Origin of the sequence: Priestia sp. FSL H7-0729 (genome assembly GCF_038005685.1) — a bacterium.
Classification (GTDB): domain Bacteria; phylum Bacillota; class Bacilli; order Paenibacillales; family Paenibacillaceae; genus Paenibacillus.
Window position 1 is genome coordinate 21,779 of sequence record NZ_JBBOTQ010000006.1, and the last position, 17,456, is coordinate 39,234.

The window sequence follows — 17,456 nt, forward strand, 5'->3', positions numbered from 1 at the left end:
GTAGATAAACGGAAGAGACGCCAATCGGCTTGTATGTATAGACCATCAGTAAAGGAGCTGTGCGCATATGAGTGAACGCACCTCAAATCGGATTTTTGATATCGTTAATATCTCCTTTATCAGTTTGTTTGTTATATTCTGTCTAGCTCCATTTTTGCATACCATTGCGATATCACTAAGTTCTAACCGGGCTATTACTTCGGGAGAAGTGACCATTTTCCCTAAAGAATTTAACTGGGATGCGTATATTCAAGTATTCTCTGATCAATCCATGATATATTCACTTGGCTTTACGACTGTACTGACAGTAGCAACCACGGTGTTGTGCATGTTATTCACACTTGCTGCTGCATATCCGTTAACTAAGAAAAAATTGAAAGGGCGCAAGCTCTTCATGTATGTCATCATCATTACGATGTTCTTCAGTGGCGGGATGATTCCCGAGTATTTGCTCATTCGTGATCTTCATATGCTTAACTCAGTCTGGGCACTGATCTTACCGGGACTGGTGAGTCCGTTCAACCTAATTATCCTGATCTCATTTTTCAGAGGCATTCCTGAAAGTCTGGAAGAGTCAGCAGAAATTGACGGCAGCTCACATGTACACACGCTATTCAAAATCATACTGCCATTATCCATGCCTGTACTTGCCACATTGGCGCTATTCTATGCGGTTGGTCGCTGGAATGGATTCCAGGATTCACTGTTGTATATTAATGATCCCAAGTTGTATCCGTTACAACTGAAGCTCTTCCAAATGGTTCAAAACAACATGGTGAGCGAGCTTACATTGATGGAAGGTGCTGACCGCACACCACTGACTCCGGAAAGTCTCAAGGCAGCTACAGTTGTATTCGCAACGGTACCTATTCTGCTTGTTTATCCGTGGCTGCAAAAGTACTTCGTCAGCGGTGCGATGCTGGGAGCGGTTAAAGGGTAATTTCGTAGTCTCTATACACGCTAAACATCACAATTGGGGAAGGAGAAGGAACGTAATATGCAGGGAAGAGATAAGGGAGAATACTCATTCTCGACATGCTGGAATATCCGAAAGCATGATGTCGGGGAAGACATGATTCGGGAGATTGCGGATCTCGGCTTTCATCGGGTGGAGCTAAATTATAATGTAACGAAAGAAATGCTCAAAACGATTGAGCCGATGATCGAGCGCGGGGAGATTGGGGTGTCCAGTGTGCACAATACCTTCCCTCATGACCCTGATCCCGATTACGGAACGGATTCCATCTTGCTCGGCTTTGAAGATGAAGTGAAACGCAAGCGGGCGATCGAATTGTTGGTAGAGTCGGCTGAATATGCCCAGCGTTATGGGGGAGAAGCTGTTGTTGTGCACCCTGGAGAGGTCCCCTTTCCTGAAGATATCAGCAAAGACCTTGGAAAGATCTATAACGAGGAAGGTCCGGATTCACCGAAGTATCGCAGTAAATGGGCAGAATTGATGGAGCGGAGAGAAGCCCTCAGTTCGAGGTATGTGGATAAAATTATCGCCAGTCTGGATGAAGTATGTAATCGGGCGGCAGCCAAAGGTCTGGATGTCCGTTTTGGCATCGAAACGAGGTCCAGACCACAACAGATTCCTACCCTTGCCGAAGCCAAGACCATCATTACAGCCCTCAAAGGGGCTCCGGTTGGTATCTGGTACGATACGGGTCATGCTATCATGATGGATCGAATGGGCCTATATGACAGTGTGGGAGAAATGCAGGGGCTGATGGATGATATCGTAGGGGTGCATATTCATGAGACACTCGGTCTCTCTGATCACTGGTGCCCGTATGTACACAGTAAGGATATGAACTTCTATGATGCCTATCTGCCGATGATTCGCCGTGCACAGGTGAAAGTGTATGAGTTGAAGTCTGCCTGTAAGGCAGAAGAAATCCACGAGAGTCATGACTTGCTTATGAAGAAGCTTGGAGTGACAGAGTAGGCACGGTGATGTGAGAAACAGTTGGGTGTTCACAGCATGTGTTCAACGACTGTTTCCTCAGGGACGAAGAACCATAAATATGTAGTTAAACAAGCACGTATTTTCTAGCGACATTTGTTGGTATATGGTATATACTGACGAAAAAAATGAACTCACCTACGGGCGGTATGAGTAAGCTTCCGTTCTGAATTGAAGGGCTGAAGCAACATACTCCGCACATCGGGAGAATGCATTGGTATGGAGGGGACTGCACATGTACAAACAACTGGTGGACAGTAATGACAGAGCGGTAGAACGAGGCATATCCCGGCAGATGCTTGACCCGGAAAGCCGTTACTATGGAGGGACCATTGATCCCTATACAGGTGTTGCCTGGGTTAACCATACGACTGGAACGCCCACGGATATGTGTTACTGGGGCGCAGCGATCTCCAATCCCGACTCCATCTATTACCGGGATGAGGCGTTGTTAAATCGACTGCTGTTAGCTACGGAATATGTACTTCGCTTCCAGCATGAAGACGGTTCAATATCGCCAGGCTGGACTAATTACCATTCCCCTCCCGATACTGCATTTGTTGTTGTGGGGTACTCACAGTTGTATCAGCTTCTTCTGCAGCAACAATGGGAGCCATTACAACCTGTATTGAACAATATGAAGCTATTTCTGGAACGGACAATCCCAACCATGCTCACAGGAGGTTGTCATACGCCTAATCATCGCTGGGTGCTATGCGCGGCGCTCGGTTTCTTGCATGACATTTTTGGTGTGGAGGAAGCTGTGCAGCGCGCAGAGCAGTGGCTGGCGGAAGGCATGGACATTACACCCGATGGGGAGTGGACCGAACGAAGCAACGGAATCTATAATGCGGTAAGCGACATTATGCTCATTCATGCGGCTCGTCTGCTCAATCGTCCAGAGTTGCTGGAGCCGGTGCGTCTAAATCTACGTATGATGGTGTATCTGGTGCATCCCACGGGTGAGATTGTAACAGATTATTCTGGTCGACAGGATCTGGGGAGTATCCATGATTTGTCGTCGTATTATCTCCCATATGCGATCTTGGCAAAGATCGATGGTGACTCCATTTTTGCGGGCATGGCAACATGGGCAGATAGCACATTAACGGACCCGGGCGTATGCTCGGTCAACGCTCTCGTTAGATTGTTGCTGGAACCTGATCTTCAACAAACCAGTGGTACGAAGGATTCGCTCCCGGAAAATTACGAGATGATACTGAATGAACACTTTGCACGCGAGCAGTATCTTGGGCAGATGGATTCGACTGGACATCATGGACGAATCTCTCACAGTCGGATGCACACGGACTTTGGTGCTCCTGTGGCCCGAATCCGTAATGGTGAGACAAGCGTAACCGTAATGACAGAAGTGCCGCCTTTCTTTGCACTCCGACATGGTCAGGTGCGTCTGCTTGCTGTGCAATTGGCTTCTTATTTTAATCCGGGGTATATACCCATGCAAAATATGACCAAGCTGCCCGAGGGATATCAACTGACGGGCGAACAGAAGAAAGGATACTACGGCCCGATTCCTACGGAACTTTTGCCGGAATCTGCTTCATCAGCCATAAGTCCGTGGTACTTGTTACCCCATCAGAGTCGTCAACTTACTCATGAGCAGACACTCCGTGTAGGGGCAGAAGTGCTGCATACGGAAAATGGCTGGAAGATGCATCTTACTGGGAATGAACCGGAGGATACGATGATGCAATTGTCCTTTGTGTTTGGAAGTGAAGGTGAGCTTACCTGTGAGGATGCGATTGAAACGAGTGAGGGTCACTTCTTGTGGAAAGGCGGTATCCTACGTTATACCTGCGGAGAAGACTGGCTGGAGATCACCGGGGGCGAACTCGGACATCTGGCGGCAACGGTTCGTGAGGCAAAACTGCCGGACAAATGCAAGGTTGTGCTGGTCAATTTCATGACGCCGTTTGATAAAACCATTCATATCTCACTTTCGCCTTCGATGGCGTTGAAGAACTAAATCAATCCTTTAAGCCATTACCGTTAAAAGACCGAACCCTTGGGCTCGGTCTTTTTCATTTAAGAATGAATGCAATAAATGTTCTAAAATGATATCCCACTGTTGAACTCAGTCCAGTAATATATGAACTATTATCATTCCAGTTGCTCTAACGCTGTTTCGATTGGTTTGGTGAACAGAGGATTATCTTTGGTATTGCTCCAGTAGACGATAAGTACATTTCCTTTCTCATATATAAAAGGGAACGTTGTGAAATGGGCATTTTCCATGTGCTTATTGAATTCTTTGGTCCCATTAACGCGATCCTTATCAGAATTGAAAATATAAAAATGTATAAATTCAGGGCTATACGGATCTTCTTTCCCTGACGCTTCAATTGAGTACACTTCAGGTATAACATCATTTAATTTCAAAGGATACCCGGTTATACCAAAGGACACTAAATTCAAGTTTTGAGACTCGAGCACTTTCAGCACATCATCTAATGTGAATTTATTTTCTTTGTTTTCTATATCTTTGGAACATCCATTCAGAGCAAACAAGCATATCAAGATGAATACAAGTGGTTTTATTTTTGAGGTTATCAATATAACAACTCCTTAAAATAATAATGATGTGTGCTAGGGCGGGTTCTCATAGAATAAACAACTCTCCAAGGTGAAAGGTTTCCGCAAAATGGAATATCATCTTCTTTTGCATTTTTTTCATAAACGACATGAAACTACATATTGAGAAGTGGGCCTTAAGATGTGGTATACTGAAGAGTATGAATGAAATGCAAAGAGGAGGTGCCTTGGAAGATGAAGGGCAAGCTAGTGCGGGCTGAGGGACACCTTGCCAATATTATACCGATTCACTTGGATGCTTCTTTCTTCTTTGAAAGAGCTGTCCGCTCGCTGGACCGTAATCATGTCGACAAGGCATTAAAATATTTTCGCAAAGCTGTTGAATACGAACCGGAAAATCCGGTGAATCATTGTAATATGGCGGGTATATTATCGGAGAAGGGGGATTACGAAGCCTCCAATGCCATTCTGGCTAACGTGCTGGAAGTGGTAGATCCGTCGATGACGGAATGTTATTTCTATATGGCGAACAATTATGCAAATATGGATCGGTTTGAGGAAGCCGAGCAAGCACTTGTTACCTATCTGGAGGAGGACACCCAGGGCCAGTTCATGACGGAGGCAGAAGAGATGATGGAGCTTCTGTATTATGAGCTGGATCGTCCGACCAAACTGAATCGAATCAAATCACGCAAAGGTGTAGTGGAGCACGATCAGGCACGGGAACTGCTGGAAGAAGGGAAATTTGCACAGGCTGCTGAATTGCTCGAAGGCATGTCTTCTGATTATCCTGATTACTTGGCTGCCCGTAACAATCTGGCACTCGCCTACTATTATATGGGTCTATTTTCCAAAGCAAAAGGGACCATTGCCGAAGTGCTTGAACAGGAGCCGGGGAATCTGCATGCACTCTGTAATCTGGCCATTTTCCATCAGAATGAGAACCGGGCTGATCAAGTGCTGCTTCTGATCAAAAAATTGCGGGTCATCGTGCCGTTCCAGCACGAGCAAGTCTACAAACTCGCGACAACGATGGGAATTCTGGGCCAACACGATACGGCTTATATTCACTTCCGGCGTTTGCTCAAGGACGAAGAGACAGCTGCTGATCCGGCACTTGCTCATTATGCAGCAGTGGCGGCTTATAATACAGAACGGTATGATGCTGCTGAGCGTCTGTGGCATCATGTGTCCAAGCTTGATCCGGGTTCCGAAGTATCCCGATACTATCTGTCAGGTCTTGAGGCTGTAAAACAAGGCGAACAAGAGCCAGAGAAGCTAAGTTATCACTATCATCTGCCATTTGATGAGCAGTTCAGGCAGTGGGAGAACTATGGTAACGGCATACCTGAAGAAATGAAGAATGATCCACTGATTCGTTCATCGTTCTTCTGGGCACTGCGGCATGGTGATCGGGCAACGAAGCTACAGGTTATTCATGCGCTTGGAATGATCGGTGATTATGAGGTGCAGCAGGCTCTGCAATCCTTCATTGAAGAGCCTGGAGAAGAACAGGATCTGCTTAAGGCAGCACAAGATGTACTGAGCGGATTGAAATCGGCTGAAGATGAGGATCGGAATACTCAGGTGGTTCGTCCCTTTTCTCCTGTTGCCTTGAAGTCCATTGGGAAGGTTCAATCCACATCAGAACAATCGGATAGTGGCTCAATCTCCCATTGGCAGGCTGTTGTTGATCGTGCGTTACAGATGTCTGAAGCGAAGGCTGAGTTGCAGCAAGAGATGGAACGGCTCTGGACCGATTATGTGTCCCGGGTACATCCGGAGGTTCCGGGCACGAAACAGATTGAGGGTTGGGCTGCGGGACTTGAATATTTGGCAGCGAAGAATCACAGTCGGCCCGTTACCTATCAAAGCATTGCTGAGCGGTATGGGATATCGGCATCAACAGTTAGCAAGTATGCTAAACAGATTCATAAGGTCTGTAACAGCAATCCACCACTTGTATAAAAAAGTTGGCCCTCACTCGTTTTCAGAAAGACATCATGAGGTGAAGGATACAACAACCGGGAAAACGGGTAAACTTAACGAATGGGCCTCGTAAATGCCTGTAGGATATCATCTTGGCAAGTTCATCGCTAGTACAACACATTCTCACCTTAATTAAGGAGGCTGTATCTATATGTCTAAATACAGAACGATTGTGATCGGAACGGGACCTGCGGGTCTGACAGCAGCGATATATTTGGCTCGTGCTAATCTGAAACCACTGGTTATCGAAGGTCTTCAGCCGGGTGGTCAATTGACGACGACAACGGAAGTTGAGAATTTCCCCGGTTTCCCGCAAGGTATCATGGGTCCGGAACTGATGGACAACATGCGTAAGCAAGCTGAACGTTTTGGAGCCGAATTCAAAAATGGTTGGGTGGAAGAAGTTGATTTCAGCAAACCGCCTTTCAAGGTCAAAGTTGGAGGAATTGGTGAACTGGAAGCTGAATCGATCATTATCTCCACAGGTGCATCCGCTCGTTATCTCGGTATTCCGGGCGAGCAGGAAAATGTGGGACGTGGTGTAAGCACATGCGCGACATGTGACGGTTTCTTCTTCCGCGGCAAAAAAATCGTGGTCGTGGGCGGTGGAGACTCTGCGATGGAGGAGGCGAGCTTCCTGACTCGTTTTGTAACAGACGTCACATTGGTTCACCGTCGGGATGAATTGCGTGCATCCAAGATTATGCAGGATCGGGCTCGCAGCAATGAGAAGGTGAAGTGGGCGCTGAACCGTACTCCACTCGAAGTCGTACCGGAAGCTATGGGTGTCAAAGGACTGAAGGTGCGCAACAACGAGACGGGGCAGGAAGAGTTGCTTGAAGCAGATGGCGTGTTCGTTGCCATTGGTCACACACCGAATACCGGATTCCTGGGTAATGCGATTACACTGGACGAACACGGCTATGTTGTGGTTAAACCAGGAACGACGGAGACCAATATTCCTGGTGTATTTGCCTGTGGTGATGTTCAGGATACCAAGTATCGTCAAGCTATTACGGCTGCAGGTTCTGGATGTATGGCCGCGATGGATTGTGAGAAGTTCCTTGAAGGAAGCATTGTCCATGATTGGAGCGAAACGCTGGATAAATAAGCATGACATGCATATGGTTAGGCATAAGCTAGGAATAAGAGACAACGGGAAGTCTCATGAAATGAGAGAAGCCGGAAGGCTTCTCTTTTTTTGAAACTACAGTGGGCATGAGTTCGTATACATATGGGGCATATTAGCTGTGAGGTGAAGATTTTGGGGGAAATGATAAAAGATTGGTTGCAGAATGCGACAGTGAGACGATTTTTGATCCTGCTCTTGTTCTGTTTGGTTTTGTTCAGTATGGGGAGTATGCTGCACATGATTCTGCTGTTGTTCCTGGTGACGTATGTCATGAACAGGTTACAGCATTTCATTACAGGTGGTTTGAATCGGTTGTTTCCGATCAATTATAAAGTTGTGGTCATCCTGCTCTATATGATTGTGATCGCAGTCATTGTGCTTGGCATCTCCAGATATTCACCACGGATCGTGGATCAGGTCGTTCAGTTGACGAACGAGATTATGAAGTTTCTGGATAGTGCAGACGGCGACAATTTTGCGTCCAAAATTGCGGGCTATCTTCAATCCTTCGATATTAAAAATTACACCAATGATGCATTGAAATATATTTTCGCTTTGAGCAAATGGCTGGAATTTATTCTGCTTGTTATCATTCTGAGTCTGTTCTTCTTGTTGCAGAAGCAGGAGATATCCAAGTTCACGTCCAAGTTCAAAACAAGTAAAATTGGATGGTTCTATAATGAAGTAGCTTATCTGGGAGACAAATTCGTATCTTCTTTTGGTAAAGTCATTGAGGCACAGCTTCTTATTGCGGTGTTCAATACAGTGCTGACGATCCTGGGCTTATGGATTCTGGGCTTCCCATATCTGTTCGCGCTGACCATTCTGGTGTTCATGCTCAGTCTGGTTCCCGTTGCGGGGGTTATCATCTCGCTTGTACCGCTCTGTCTGATTGGGTATCAGATGGGTGGACTGAAATTAAGCATCATTGTGATTATTATGATTATTGTGATTCATGCCTTGGAGACGTACTTCCTGAATCCGAAACTGATGGCACACAAGACCAAATTGCCGATGTTCTATACCTTTATCGTACTGATTCTGTCACAGCACTTCCTGGGGATCTGGGGACTGATCATTGGTATTCCGATCTTTGTCTTCCTGCTCGATATTCTGGATGTGAACAAGATGGAGAAGACAGAAGAGCCGGTACGTGTGGAGTCGAAGCTGTGACGTATAGCTGAAGAATGGCTGAGTTTAATCCAATTGAACAACTTCAGATATTTGTGAAAAGTAAGGTGCCTTCCAACCATGGAAGGCGCTTTTTTGTTGGCAATTACCGTCACTAGATCGCTTTCTGTATGGGAATGTCAGGTGGGCGGGTGCATAAGACGAGTCACCATTATGAGGGGACGAAGATTATCTTTTATGAATGGAACGAGGGGAGATGCAATATCATGAGTTGAGGCTTCCTCTGCTATGGAGGAAGGAATAAAGCGTGCGTTCATAAATGAAGGCAATGAGATTGTATACGTATTCAAAAATGCTATGTGATGTGGTTCACAACCCCATCAAAGCATGATGTCTCGTAGGTCTTATCGTCTTGACCCAGGCGTATCCTTCAATTATAGTTGGTACGTAGGACTTAAACTATTTTAGATAGATAAAGGTGGCTTGCAGCATGTCTGAGAAAATCTACGTTGGGGTCGATCTCGGCGGAACAGCAATCAAGGTCGGTATATGCGATGAACAAGGTCAGCTAATGCATACGTATGAAGGACCGACTGAAGTGGATAAGGGCGTAGACACGGTCATCGCCAACATCGAGAAGTATGTCCGACATATCGTAGCCGAATCACCTTACAGTTGGGAACAGCTTGAGGGTGTGGGTGCTGGAGTGGCCGGTTTCACGAATGTACGCGAGGGAATTATCGTTCATGCCCCTAACATCGGATTTCGGAATGTGGCCATTCGTTCGATTCTGGAAGAACGTCTGGGCAAGCCAATCAAAATAGATAACGATGCAAACGTGGCAGCACTGGGTGAAGTATGGGCAGGAGCCGGTAAAGGCGTAGACAATTGTGTATGTTATACACTCGGTACAGGCGTCGGCGGAGGCTTGATCTTGAATGGTAACATCTATCAAGGCTTCTCGGGTATGGCGGGAGAGCTGGGTCATATCAGTGTAGTACCTGATCTGGAGGCCATCAAGTGCGGCTGTGGTAAAATGGGATGTGTAGAAACGGTATCGTCTGCAACGGGTATTATCCGTATGGCGAAGGATGCCGTAGAACGTGGTGATCATACGTCACTGGCACTCGTCGACAAGATTGCAGCCAAGGAAGTATTCGATGCTGCTAAGGCAGGCGATGAAGTAGCACAGCGTATTGTAAACCGTGCAGCATTCTACTTGGGCAAGTCCATGGCGACTGTAGCGGCTGTCATTAACCCGGAGATGTTCATCATTGGTGGCGGTGTGTCCAAAGCGGGCAATTTCTTGTTCGATGAAATACGTACCGTATTTGCTAAGCTGACACCGGAACCGTTGCAAGATGGGGTTCAGATTCTGGAAGCTACACTTGGGAATAATGCAGGTATTGTGGGTGCGGCAGGTCTTCTCTTGCGTTCCTAGTAACCTCGTAACAATATATGAAGACAGCAATATGATAAGGAGGGGACATTTATGCTTGAAGGTGAAGGCTCACCAGGCACAGGCGCCACGCTCATTATCATTACGGGCATGTCCGGGGCAGGTAAAACCATTGCAGTACAAAGCCTGGAGGATCTGGGTTTCTTCTGTGTGGATAATCTGCCACCGGTATTGATTCCAAAATTTGCGGAACTAATTGAACAGTCTAACGGCAAGATTGGTAAGGTTGCATTGGTTATCGATCTGCGCGGGCGTGAATTCTTTACGGCTCTGTCCGAGTCTTTGAACTATATTAAAGATCATTTTACCATTCATTGCGAAATTTTATTCCTGGATGCTACAGATTCTGTGCTTGTTCAGCGTTACAAAGAAAGCAGGCGCAGACATCCTCTGGCTCCTGAAGGCATGCCGCTGGACGGCATCCGACTGGAACGCAAGATGTTGGAGGAACTCAAAAACTCCGCTACTCAGGTACTGAATACAAGTACAATGAAGCCTGCCCAACTGAAAGAACGCATCATATCCCGCTTTTCTCATCTGGAAAGCCAAATGCTGTCAGTGAATATAACGTCGTTCGGATTCAAATATGGCATTCCAATTGATGCTGATCTGGTATTTGATGTACGTTTTTTACCGAATCCGCATTATATCGATCATTTACGACCGAATACGGGACAGAATAGTGATGTGTACGAATATGTTATGAAGTGGCCAGAGACACAGGCGTTTCTGACCAAGCTGCTGGATATGCTGCATTTCCTGATTCCGCAATACCGGAAGGAAGGCAAAAGCCAGGTTATTATTGGAATCGGCTGTACCGGAGGCAAGCATCGTTCGGTAGCGATATCGGAATATTTGGGCAAGATGTTGGGAAGCAGCGAGACAGAAGCTGTCACCGTAAGCCATCGCGACGCCGACCGGGACCGTCATTGAAGAGGGTGAAGGGATGAAAGAGGCCGGACCACGAAGAGAACGTCCGAGAATAGTTGTAATGGGCGGCGGAACCGGATTATCCGTGATGTTACGCGGTTTGAAAGAGAAGCCGCTGGATATCACGGCCATCGTCACGGTTGCAGATGACGGTGGAAGTTCAGGCATCCTGCGCAATGAGCTACAGATGCCGCCTCCGGGCGACATTCGCAACGTGCTTACGGCACTGGCTGATGTAGAACCATTGCTTTCAGATATGTTGAAGTACCGTTTCAATACAGGCGCGGGGCTTGCAGGCCACAGCTTGGGAAATTTGATTTTGGCTGCAATGACGGATATTTCGGGCGACTTTGTGACCGCAGTGCGGGAGCTTAGCCGCGTGTTTGCCGTTCGAGGTGAGGTATTGCCAGCAGCCGGGCAGGCCGTTGTGTTGCATGCCGAGATGGAAGATGGCACAATTATTACAGGTGAGTCCAAAATCCCTGAGGCAGGCGGACGCATCAAACGTGTTTTCCTTGAACCGGATCACGTGGAGCCGTTGCCAGAGGCAGTAGAGGCTATTCGTCAAGCTGACGCCATTCTGATCGGGCCAGGCAGCCTATATACAAGCATTCTTCCCAATCTGCTTGTGCCTAAGCTTGCAGAAGCTGTGGTAGAGGCTGATGCGGTGAAGATGTTTATCTGTAATGTTATGACACAGCCGGGCGAAACGGATAACTATACGGTAAGTGACCACCTTAAGGCGGTACACGAGCATATAGGTCATCAGCTCTTCGACTACGTTATCGTAAATAATGGTGATATTCCGCTGCAAGTGCAGAATAAGTATGCGGAAAAAGGAGCAAAACCGGTTGTACTGGATATGAATGTACTCGAAAGTGCCGGCTATCAGGTGGTTGCAGATACCCTTGTTCTGTTCAAGACTTATCTGCGTCATGATGCCGACAAGTTAAGTCATCACATCTACCAACTGGTACAAAATTGGATGTTACGGAAGAGGTGAAGTCCCATGTCGTTTGCAGCACAGACCAAAAAAGAGTTAACCATGATCGAGAGCGAACCGTGCTGCGAAAAGGCGGAACTTTCAGCCCTCATCCGTATGCTTGGTGCAGTGCAGTTATCGAATAAAAAAGTGATCTTGGATATTTCGACGGAGAATGCCGCCATTGCAAGACGGGCATACTCTCTGCTTAAAAAGCATTTTCAAGTGCATACGGAATTACTGGTCCGCAAAAAAATGCGGCTGAAAAAGAACAATGTATATATTGTTCGTATTCCAACCATGGTACAGGAGATTCTCAATAATCTTCACATTGTATCGGAAGGCTTTCTGTTTACGCCAGGCATTAATACGGAGCTATTTCAGCAGAACTGTTGTAAACGGGCCTATCTTCGCGGTGCATTTTTGGCTGGTGGATCGGTTAATAATCCGGAAGGGTCCTCGTACCATCTGGAGATTGCGTCCATGTATGAGGAGCACTGTCAGGCACTCGTTGATCTCGCCAATGAATTTCATCTTAATGCCCGGTGTATAGAACGGAAAAAAGGATTCATCCTATACATTAAGGAAGGCGAGAAAATCATTGAGCTGCTAAGTATCATTGGTGCTCATCAGGCCTTGTTCAAGTTTGAAGATGTACGAATTATGCGAGACATGCGCAACTCCGTTAACCGGATTGTCAATTGTGAGACTGCCAACCTGAATAAAACCATTGGTGCCGCGGTAAGACAAATCGATAATATCCGTTTGTTGCAAAAGGAAATTGGTCTGGAATCACTGCCTGAGAAACTTCGCGAGGTGGCGGAGGTTCGACTGGCTCATCCGGATATCAATCTGAAGGAAGTGGGCGAACTCCTTAAAGGTACAGTTAGCAAGTCGGGAGTGAACCATCGGCTTCGCAAAATTGATGAGCTGGCTGAGAAAGTGCGCACAGAACGTTATGGTTAAGGCGGAGTAGGGTAAATTAACAAGATCCGCTCTTTCTGTTGAACAGAAAAGGTGGGGAAAGTCAGACGTAAAGGATCTGGAAGACTTACTTAGGACATTGGGATGGGCTCTGTACAAGATGAAATCGGGCAAGATAATGTCCTTCAAAGCACCCTAAGTTTTTTCTTCTAGTGTCCTGCACGGGTTAATGGTATAATGTTGTATAAATATAATTGTGTATTTAATGTCCAGATTTCATAATAGGGGGTAAGTTTCCATGACAAAGCACCCGGTAGTTGTCCGTTTGAAAACGGGTCTCCATGCCAGACCTGCGGCACTGTTCGTTCAAGAAGCGAATAAGTACTCGTCTGAAGTGTTCGTCGAGAAGGACGACAAAAAAGTTAATGCAAAAAGTATTATGGGGATCATGAGCCTTGCGATTAGCACAGGTACGGAAATCCAGATTAGTGCAGAAGGCGCGGATGCCGAACAGGCTGTAAACGCTTTAGTTAGTCTGGTAAGCAAGGAAGAGCTCGAAAACCAATAAGATATGATCAATCCAATGAAGAAGTCCCGAAAGGGGCTTTTTTGCGTTATTGAGGTATTTGCTATCGTCAAGTGCAACATTATGGAATTTGTCCCGTCTGTTAAGGTATCAAATCGATTAAAGTTTGAGATGTTAACACATAAGGAGGCTATCGTGATGGGTAAACAATGGATGAAACCGTTTGGTGCAGTGCTGGTGGCAAGTACGTTGCTTGTAGGAGGAACCGCTTGGGTTGCGCCAGGGAGCTATGCTTATGCTGCAGAGGTTCAAGGCGTACAACAGAATGTGATTAATGTCGTGGGTAAAGGTGAGATTCAGGTGAAGCCTGATATTGCTTATCTGTCCATTGGTGTGAACAGTACTGCAGAGACAGCTGCATCTGCTCAAAAAGCGAATGCTGCCAAAGTTCAAAAAGTATCCAACTTGCTGAAGAATACATGGAAGATCAGTGCAGACGACATTCAAACCAGTCAGTTCTCTGTACAACCCAACTATACGTATAGCGAAAAAGACGGACAACAAATTAAAGGATACACAGCGCATCATACACTGACAGTCACGTATCGTCAGATGGACAAGATCGGCGAACTGCTTGATGCTGCTTCAGGTGCGGGTGCGAACAATATTGAGAACGTGCGCTTTACTGTAGAAAATCCGGAAACTTATGAGTCCCAAGTGATTGAGAAAGCTGTTGCCAATGCAGATGTGAAAGCTGGCGCCATTGCAAAAGCGGTTAAACGTCAACTGGGTGCTGTTCTTTCCGTAAGCCAAGGCGATGCGAATGTACCTGTGTTCTATGCAAGTGAGTCATTGATGTCCAAAGCAGCAGATACAGCAGGTGGCACTGAGATTGAAACAGGCCAGGTTAAAGTAAGCACAATCCTGAATATCACGTATGAAATGAAATAAATAAGATCGAACTAATGATTGTAAACTCAAGTAACCTTTATAAGTGTCATTTAAAGGGTACAACGAAATAATGACAAAGACTTTGTCCTGTGGACAGAGTCTTTTTTTGTTGGAAAAGCAAACTTTAATGAAGTTAGATAGATGTGTACCTTTTTGAAGCAACGTGAAATGCTGTTTATTGGTATCTTTTTTGTATAGTTGTTCGTGACAAAAAGGTCATATCCCCTTATATTTTGCGTCTGATATTCATCAACATTGTAACTCGAGCTGTAAACCTTTCCGAAATTGGGTTAATTATAATAAAGAGGTGAGCGTATGAGATATGCGATCAGGTCAAGATTACATACGCAATGATCCCTAATTGTGAATTCAGAGAGGAGTTTTATATATGACATCATGGAAAAAATGGACAAGTGCGTTGCTTGCAGCAGGAATTATTGTAGGTAGTGGTTCGGTATGGCAGGATAGCTCGGTACAGGCGGCTTCTGTATCCTCGAAAGTGACAACCCCGGCTGAGGTAACGCTGAAATCGGGTGGAAAAACACTGACTCAAAAAGGACTTCTTCAAGGTGGATCGACTTGGGTCTCGCTGACAGCGGTCAAAGATGTAGCGGGCGGTACGTTGAAATATGATGCTAAAACCAAGTCATATACGGTAACAGCAGCCAACAATGCGATGACTGTTAGCCTGATGGATGGACAGCCAAACGTGTACATTAACGGTTATTACCCTCAGGTGGAAGCAAAATTGATTCAGGGTCGATTATATATCCCGTTCTCGGCAATGAGAGACTATCTGGGTGTACAGGGCAGCTGGGATGCCAAAACAAAAACACTAACCCTAAGCAAAGTGAAACAAAATAATGTGCAGGTAAAATCGACAAAAGTAAATGTGACAGTTAAAAATGCGGAGGTGGATGTACAATATCCGCAGGTGAGTGGACTTGCGAGCAAAGAGGCCGAAGCAGCGATCAACAAAGTGCTCAAAGATGAAGTGGACACGGCTGTTGCCGCTTTCAAAAAACAAACCACTGAATTTGGCGGGGCAACAGCCAACCGTCCTTATGCTTTTGAAACTTCGTATGTCGTGACCTACAATGAGAACGGTGTGCTAGGTTTGATCACTCAACGTTATGAGGACTATGCAGGAGCACATGGCATGACGACTCGTACCGGCCACACCTTTGCACTGGACACAGGCAAGGAACTTACGTTAGATGATGTGCTGCAAAATAACAAAACCATGCGCGAGACGTTGGGTAAAAAAGTGGGAGAGCAGCTGAAAGCCCGCGGTGGATACCTGGAAGGTTACAAAGGGTTAAATAAAGACCAGGATTTCTATGTGACACCAACGGGCGTAGTTGTGTTCTTCCAGTTGTATGAATATACAGCGTACGCGGAAGGCTTTCCTGAAATGAAGTTCACTTACAAGGAAGTTCTGCCTAAGGGCACAGAGCCGTTTAGCAACGTAACATCAGACAAGTAAGTTCGCGTAGGGTAACTTTTAAGCAAGAGCACTTATATCACATTCTTCTCATGAAAAATAATAAACAAGAATCCCCCGTCAAAGCAGGATGAGAGGGGATTCTTGTTTATTCAGGCAACGCACTCCACTAACGGTTGTGATATTTGCCTGTTTAGTTGAAAATAGCACAGGGCGGGCTCACCTATATCGGTGAAGCCCGCCCTGTGAAGTTACCGCTTGCCTCCAGGCAGCAAATTAGATGCCTTGGGAACCTACGTTTTCAATAACTTTATCTATGATACCGTAATCGGCAGCTTCAGCAGCACTCATGAAGTAGTCACGATCTGTATCTTTCTCGATCTTCTCCAACGGTTGACCTGAACGCTCAGAGATGATGCGGTTCAAGGTATCACGCATTTTCAGGATGCGGCGAGCACGAATTTCGATGTCGGTAGCTTGACCTTGAGCACCACCAAGTGGTTGGTGAATCATGATTTCACTGTTAGGCAACGCAAAACGTTTCCCTTTTGCACCGGCATTCAGCAAGAATGCACCCATGGAAGCCGCCATACCTACACAGATGGTAGATACATCCGGTTTGATGAATTGCATTGTATCGTAAATGGCCATACCGGCTGTAATCGATCCGCCTGGGCTGTTGATGTATAAGTGAATGTCTTTCTCCGGATCTTCCGCAGCCAGGAACAACATCTGTGCCATAATTGCATTAGCCACAACATCATTAACATCGCTACCAAGGAAAATAATACGATCCTTCAGCAATCTGGAATAGATGTCATAGGCGCGCTCACCCCGGTTGCTCTGTTCAACGACCATAGGAATAAAACTCACGTGAAAAACCTCCTCGGAAATGTAAATGTTATTGGTGTTTATACTTAAACTGTTACCGTATTACCCACATAATAAACAATTCCAAACAAAAAGTCAAAGAAAGTCAAACTAACTTGCAAAAAAAAGAAACCTTTCCGGTTTCATTGGTTAAAAGGGTTATGAGCTGTTAAATAAAAAGTGGCGCGCCCGCCAAGAATCGAACTTGGATCTCAGGCTTCGGAGGCCTACGTCATATCCATTGGACCACGGGCGCACATTATGTGACAGCAATAATGATTATAGCTCATGAGATATTTATTTGCAAGCAGTTCATTGTAGATGTAGTTTGGATTAAGCCAAAAATGATCATGATGAAGAAGAGTGGATAAAGAGTGCATTTAAGTAAATGCTATTAGAGGTTTTGGACACGCCGTAAGAAATGCGATTCTGGGCGATATGTAGACGGAATTCATTCGTTTCTTCTATATATGGTATGCGTGAGCTAGTCCTTGATCATGGAAGTCTGGGATTGTGAAATTAGGCGCGTACAAACGCTGAATGCGTGTCGAAATAAGACGTTGAAACACTTGCATGTCACGTCAGTTTTAGGTAGAATA

Annotated in this window: 15 protein-coding genes and 1 tRNA gene; 13 read left to right on the forward strand and 3 right to left on the reverse strand. The window is 45.9% G+C overall.

What is annotated here, in order from left to right; translation table 11 throughout:
* Window positions 1–67 precede the first annotated feature (67 nt).
* The 3 genes from MHH93_RS15360 (at window position 68) to MHH93_RS15370 (ending at window position 3,953) form a co-directional block, all read left to right on the forward strand.
* Entirely contained in the window at window positions 68–940 is an 873-nt protein-coding gene (locus MHH93_RS15360; protein WP_440392332.1) for a carbohydrate ABC transporter permease, read from the forward strand.
* A 57-nt stretch (window positions 941–997) separates the two neighbouring features.
* A complete protein-coding gene (locus tag MHH93_RS15365; RefSeq protein WP_500054737.1) occupies window positions 998–1,948 on the forward strand; it encodes a sugar phosphate isomerase/epimerase family protein in 951 nt (316 codons plus the stop codon).
* 253 nt (window positions 1,949–2,201) lie between these two features.
* Complete coding sequence (locus tag MHH93_RS15370) at window positions 2,202–3,953, forward strand: hypothetical protein (RefSeq protein WP_500054738.1); 1,752 nt, start codon at window positions 2,202–2,204, stop codon at window positions 3,951–3,953.
* A 134-nt stretch (window positions 3,954–4,087) separates the two neighbouring features.
* Here MHH93_RS15370 and MHH93_RS15375 read toward each other — a convergent pair whose 3' ends face one another.
* The gene (locus MHH93_RS15375; RefSeq protein WP_500054739.1) at window positions 4,088–4,540 is read right to left on the reverse strand and encodes a hypothetical protein; all 453 of its coding nucleotides are present in this window, start codon (window positions 4,538–4,540) and stop codon (window positions 4,088–4,090) included.
* A 213-nt stretch (window positions 4,541–4,753) separates the two neighbouring features.
* Here MHH93_RS15375 and MHH93_RS15380 point away from each other — a divergent pair, with 213 nt between their 5' ends.
* The 10 genes from MHH93_RS15380 to MHH93_RS15425 all read left to right on the forward strand — a co-directional run bounded on the left by MHH93_RS15380 (window position 4,754) and on the right by MHH93_RS15425 (window position 16,029).
* Window positions 4,754–6,487 (forward strand): tetratricopeptide repeat protein, encoded by a 1,734-nt coding sequence (locus MHH93_RS15380; protein WP_500054740.1) that lies wholly within the window; start codon window positions 4,754–4,756, stop codon window positions 6,485–6,487.
* Between the two features lie 172 nt (window positions 6,488–6,659).
* On the forward strand, window positions 6,660–7,619 hold the full coding sequence (gene trxB, locus MHH93_RS15385) for a thioredoxin-disulfide reductase (protein WP_500054741.1): 960 nt from the start codon (window positions 6,660–6,662) through the stop codon (window positions 7,617–7,619).
* 162 nt (window positions 7,620–7,781) lie between these two features.
* Window positions 7,782–8,813: an AI-2E family transporter gene (locus MHH93_RS15390; protein WP_338594798.1), complete on the forward strand. Its 1,032-nt coding sequence runs from the start codon at window positions 7,782–7,784 to the stop codon at window positions 8,811–8,813.
* A gap of 448 nt (window positions 8,814–9,261) precedes the next feature.
* Window positions 9,262–10,212, forward strand: a complete 951-nt coding sequence (locus MHH93_RS15395) for an ROK family glucokinase (RefSeq protein ID WP_017691252.1) — start codon at window positions 9,262–9,264, stop codon at window positions 10,210–10,212.
* Window positions 10,213–10,263: 51 nt separating this feature from the next.
* A complete protein-coding gene (gene rapZ / locus MHH93_RS15400; protein ID WP_017691251.1) occupies window positions 10,264–11,163 on the forward strand; it encodes an RNase adapter RapZ in 900 nt (299 codons plus the stop codon).
* A 13-nt stretch (window positions 11,164–11,176) separates the two neighbouring features.
* Window positions 11,177–12,163: a gluconeogenesis morphogenetic factor MgfK gene (gene mgfK, locus MHH93_RS15405; RefSeq protein WP_017691250.1), complete on the forward strand. Its 987-nt coding sequence runs from the start codon at window positions 11,177–11,179 to the stop codon at window positions 12,161–12,163.
* Between the two features lie 6 nt (window positions 12,164–12,169).
* Window positions 12,170–13,108: a DNA-binding protein WhiA gene (gene whiA, locus MHH93_RS15410; RefSeq protein ID WP_500054742.1), complete on the forward strand. Its 939-nt coding sequence runs from the start codon at window positions 12,170–12,172 to the stop codon at window positions 13,106–13,108.
* A 256-nt stretch (window positions 13,109–13,364) separates the two neighbouring features.
* On the forward strand, window positions 13,365–13,634 hold the full coding sequence (locus MHH93_RS15415; RefSeq protein WP_017691248.1) for an HPr family phosphocarrier protein: 270 nt from the start codon (window positions 13,365–13,367) through the stop codon (window positions 13,632–13,634).
* A 156-nt stretch (window positions 13,635–13,790) separates the two neighbouring features.
* Window positions 13,791–14,543 (forward strand): SIMPL domain-containing protein, encoded by a 753-nt coding sequence (locus tag MHH93_RS15420; protein WP_339258241.1) that lies wholly within the window; start codon window positions 13,791–13,793, stop codon window positions 14,541–14,543.
* Between the two features lie 388 nt (window positions 14,544–14,931).
* Complete coding sequence (locus tag MHH93_RS15425; protein WP_500054743.1) at window positions 14,932–16,029, forward strand: stalk domain-containing protein; 1,098 nt, start codon at window positions 14,932–14,934, stop codon at window positions 16,027–16,029.
* Between the two features lie 234 nt (window positions 16,030–16,263).
* On the opposite strand, the gene clpP is transcribed toward MHH93_RS15425, so the two are convergent.
* Both clpP and MHH93_RS15435 read right to left on the reverse strand, forming a co-directional pair.
* The gene (clpP, locus tag MHH93_RS15430) at window positions 16,264–16,860 is read right to left on the reverse strand and encodes an ATP-dependent Clp endopeptidase proteolytic subunit ClpP (RefSeq protein ID WP_169482112.1); all 597 of its coding nucleotides are present in this window, start codon (window positions 16,858–16,860) and stop codon (window positions 16,264–16,266) included.
* Between the two features lie 178 nt (window positions 16,861–17,038).
* Window positions 17,039–17,113: transfer RNA gene (locus MHH93_RS15435), tRNA-Arg, on the reverse strand.
* Between the last annotated feature and the right edge of the window lie 343 nt (window positions 17,114–17,456).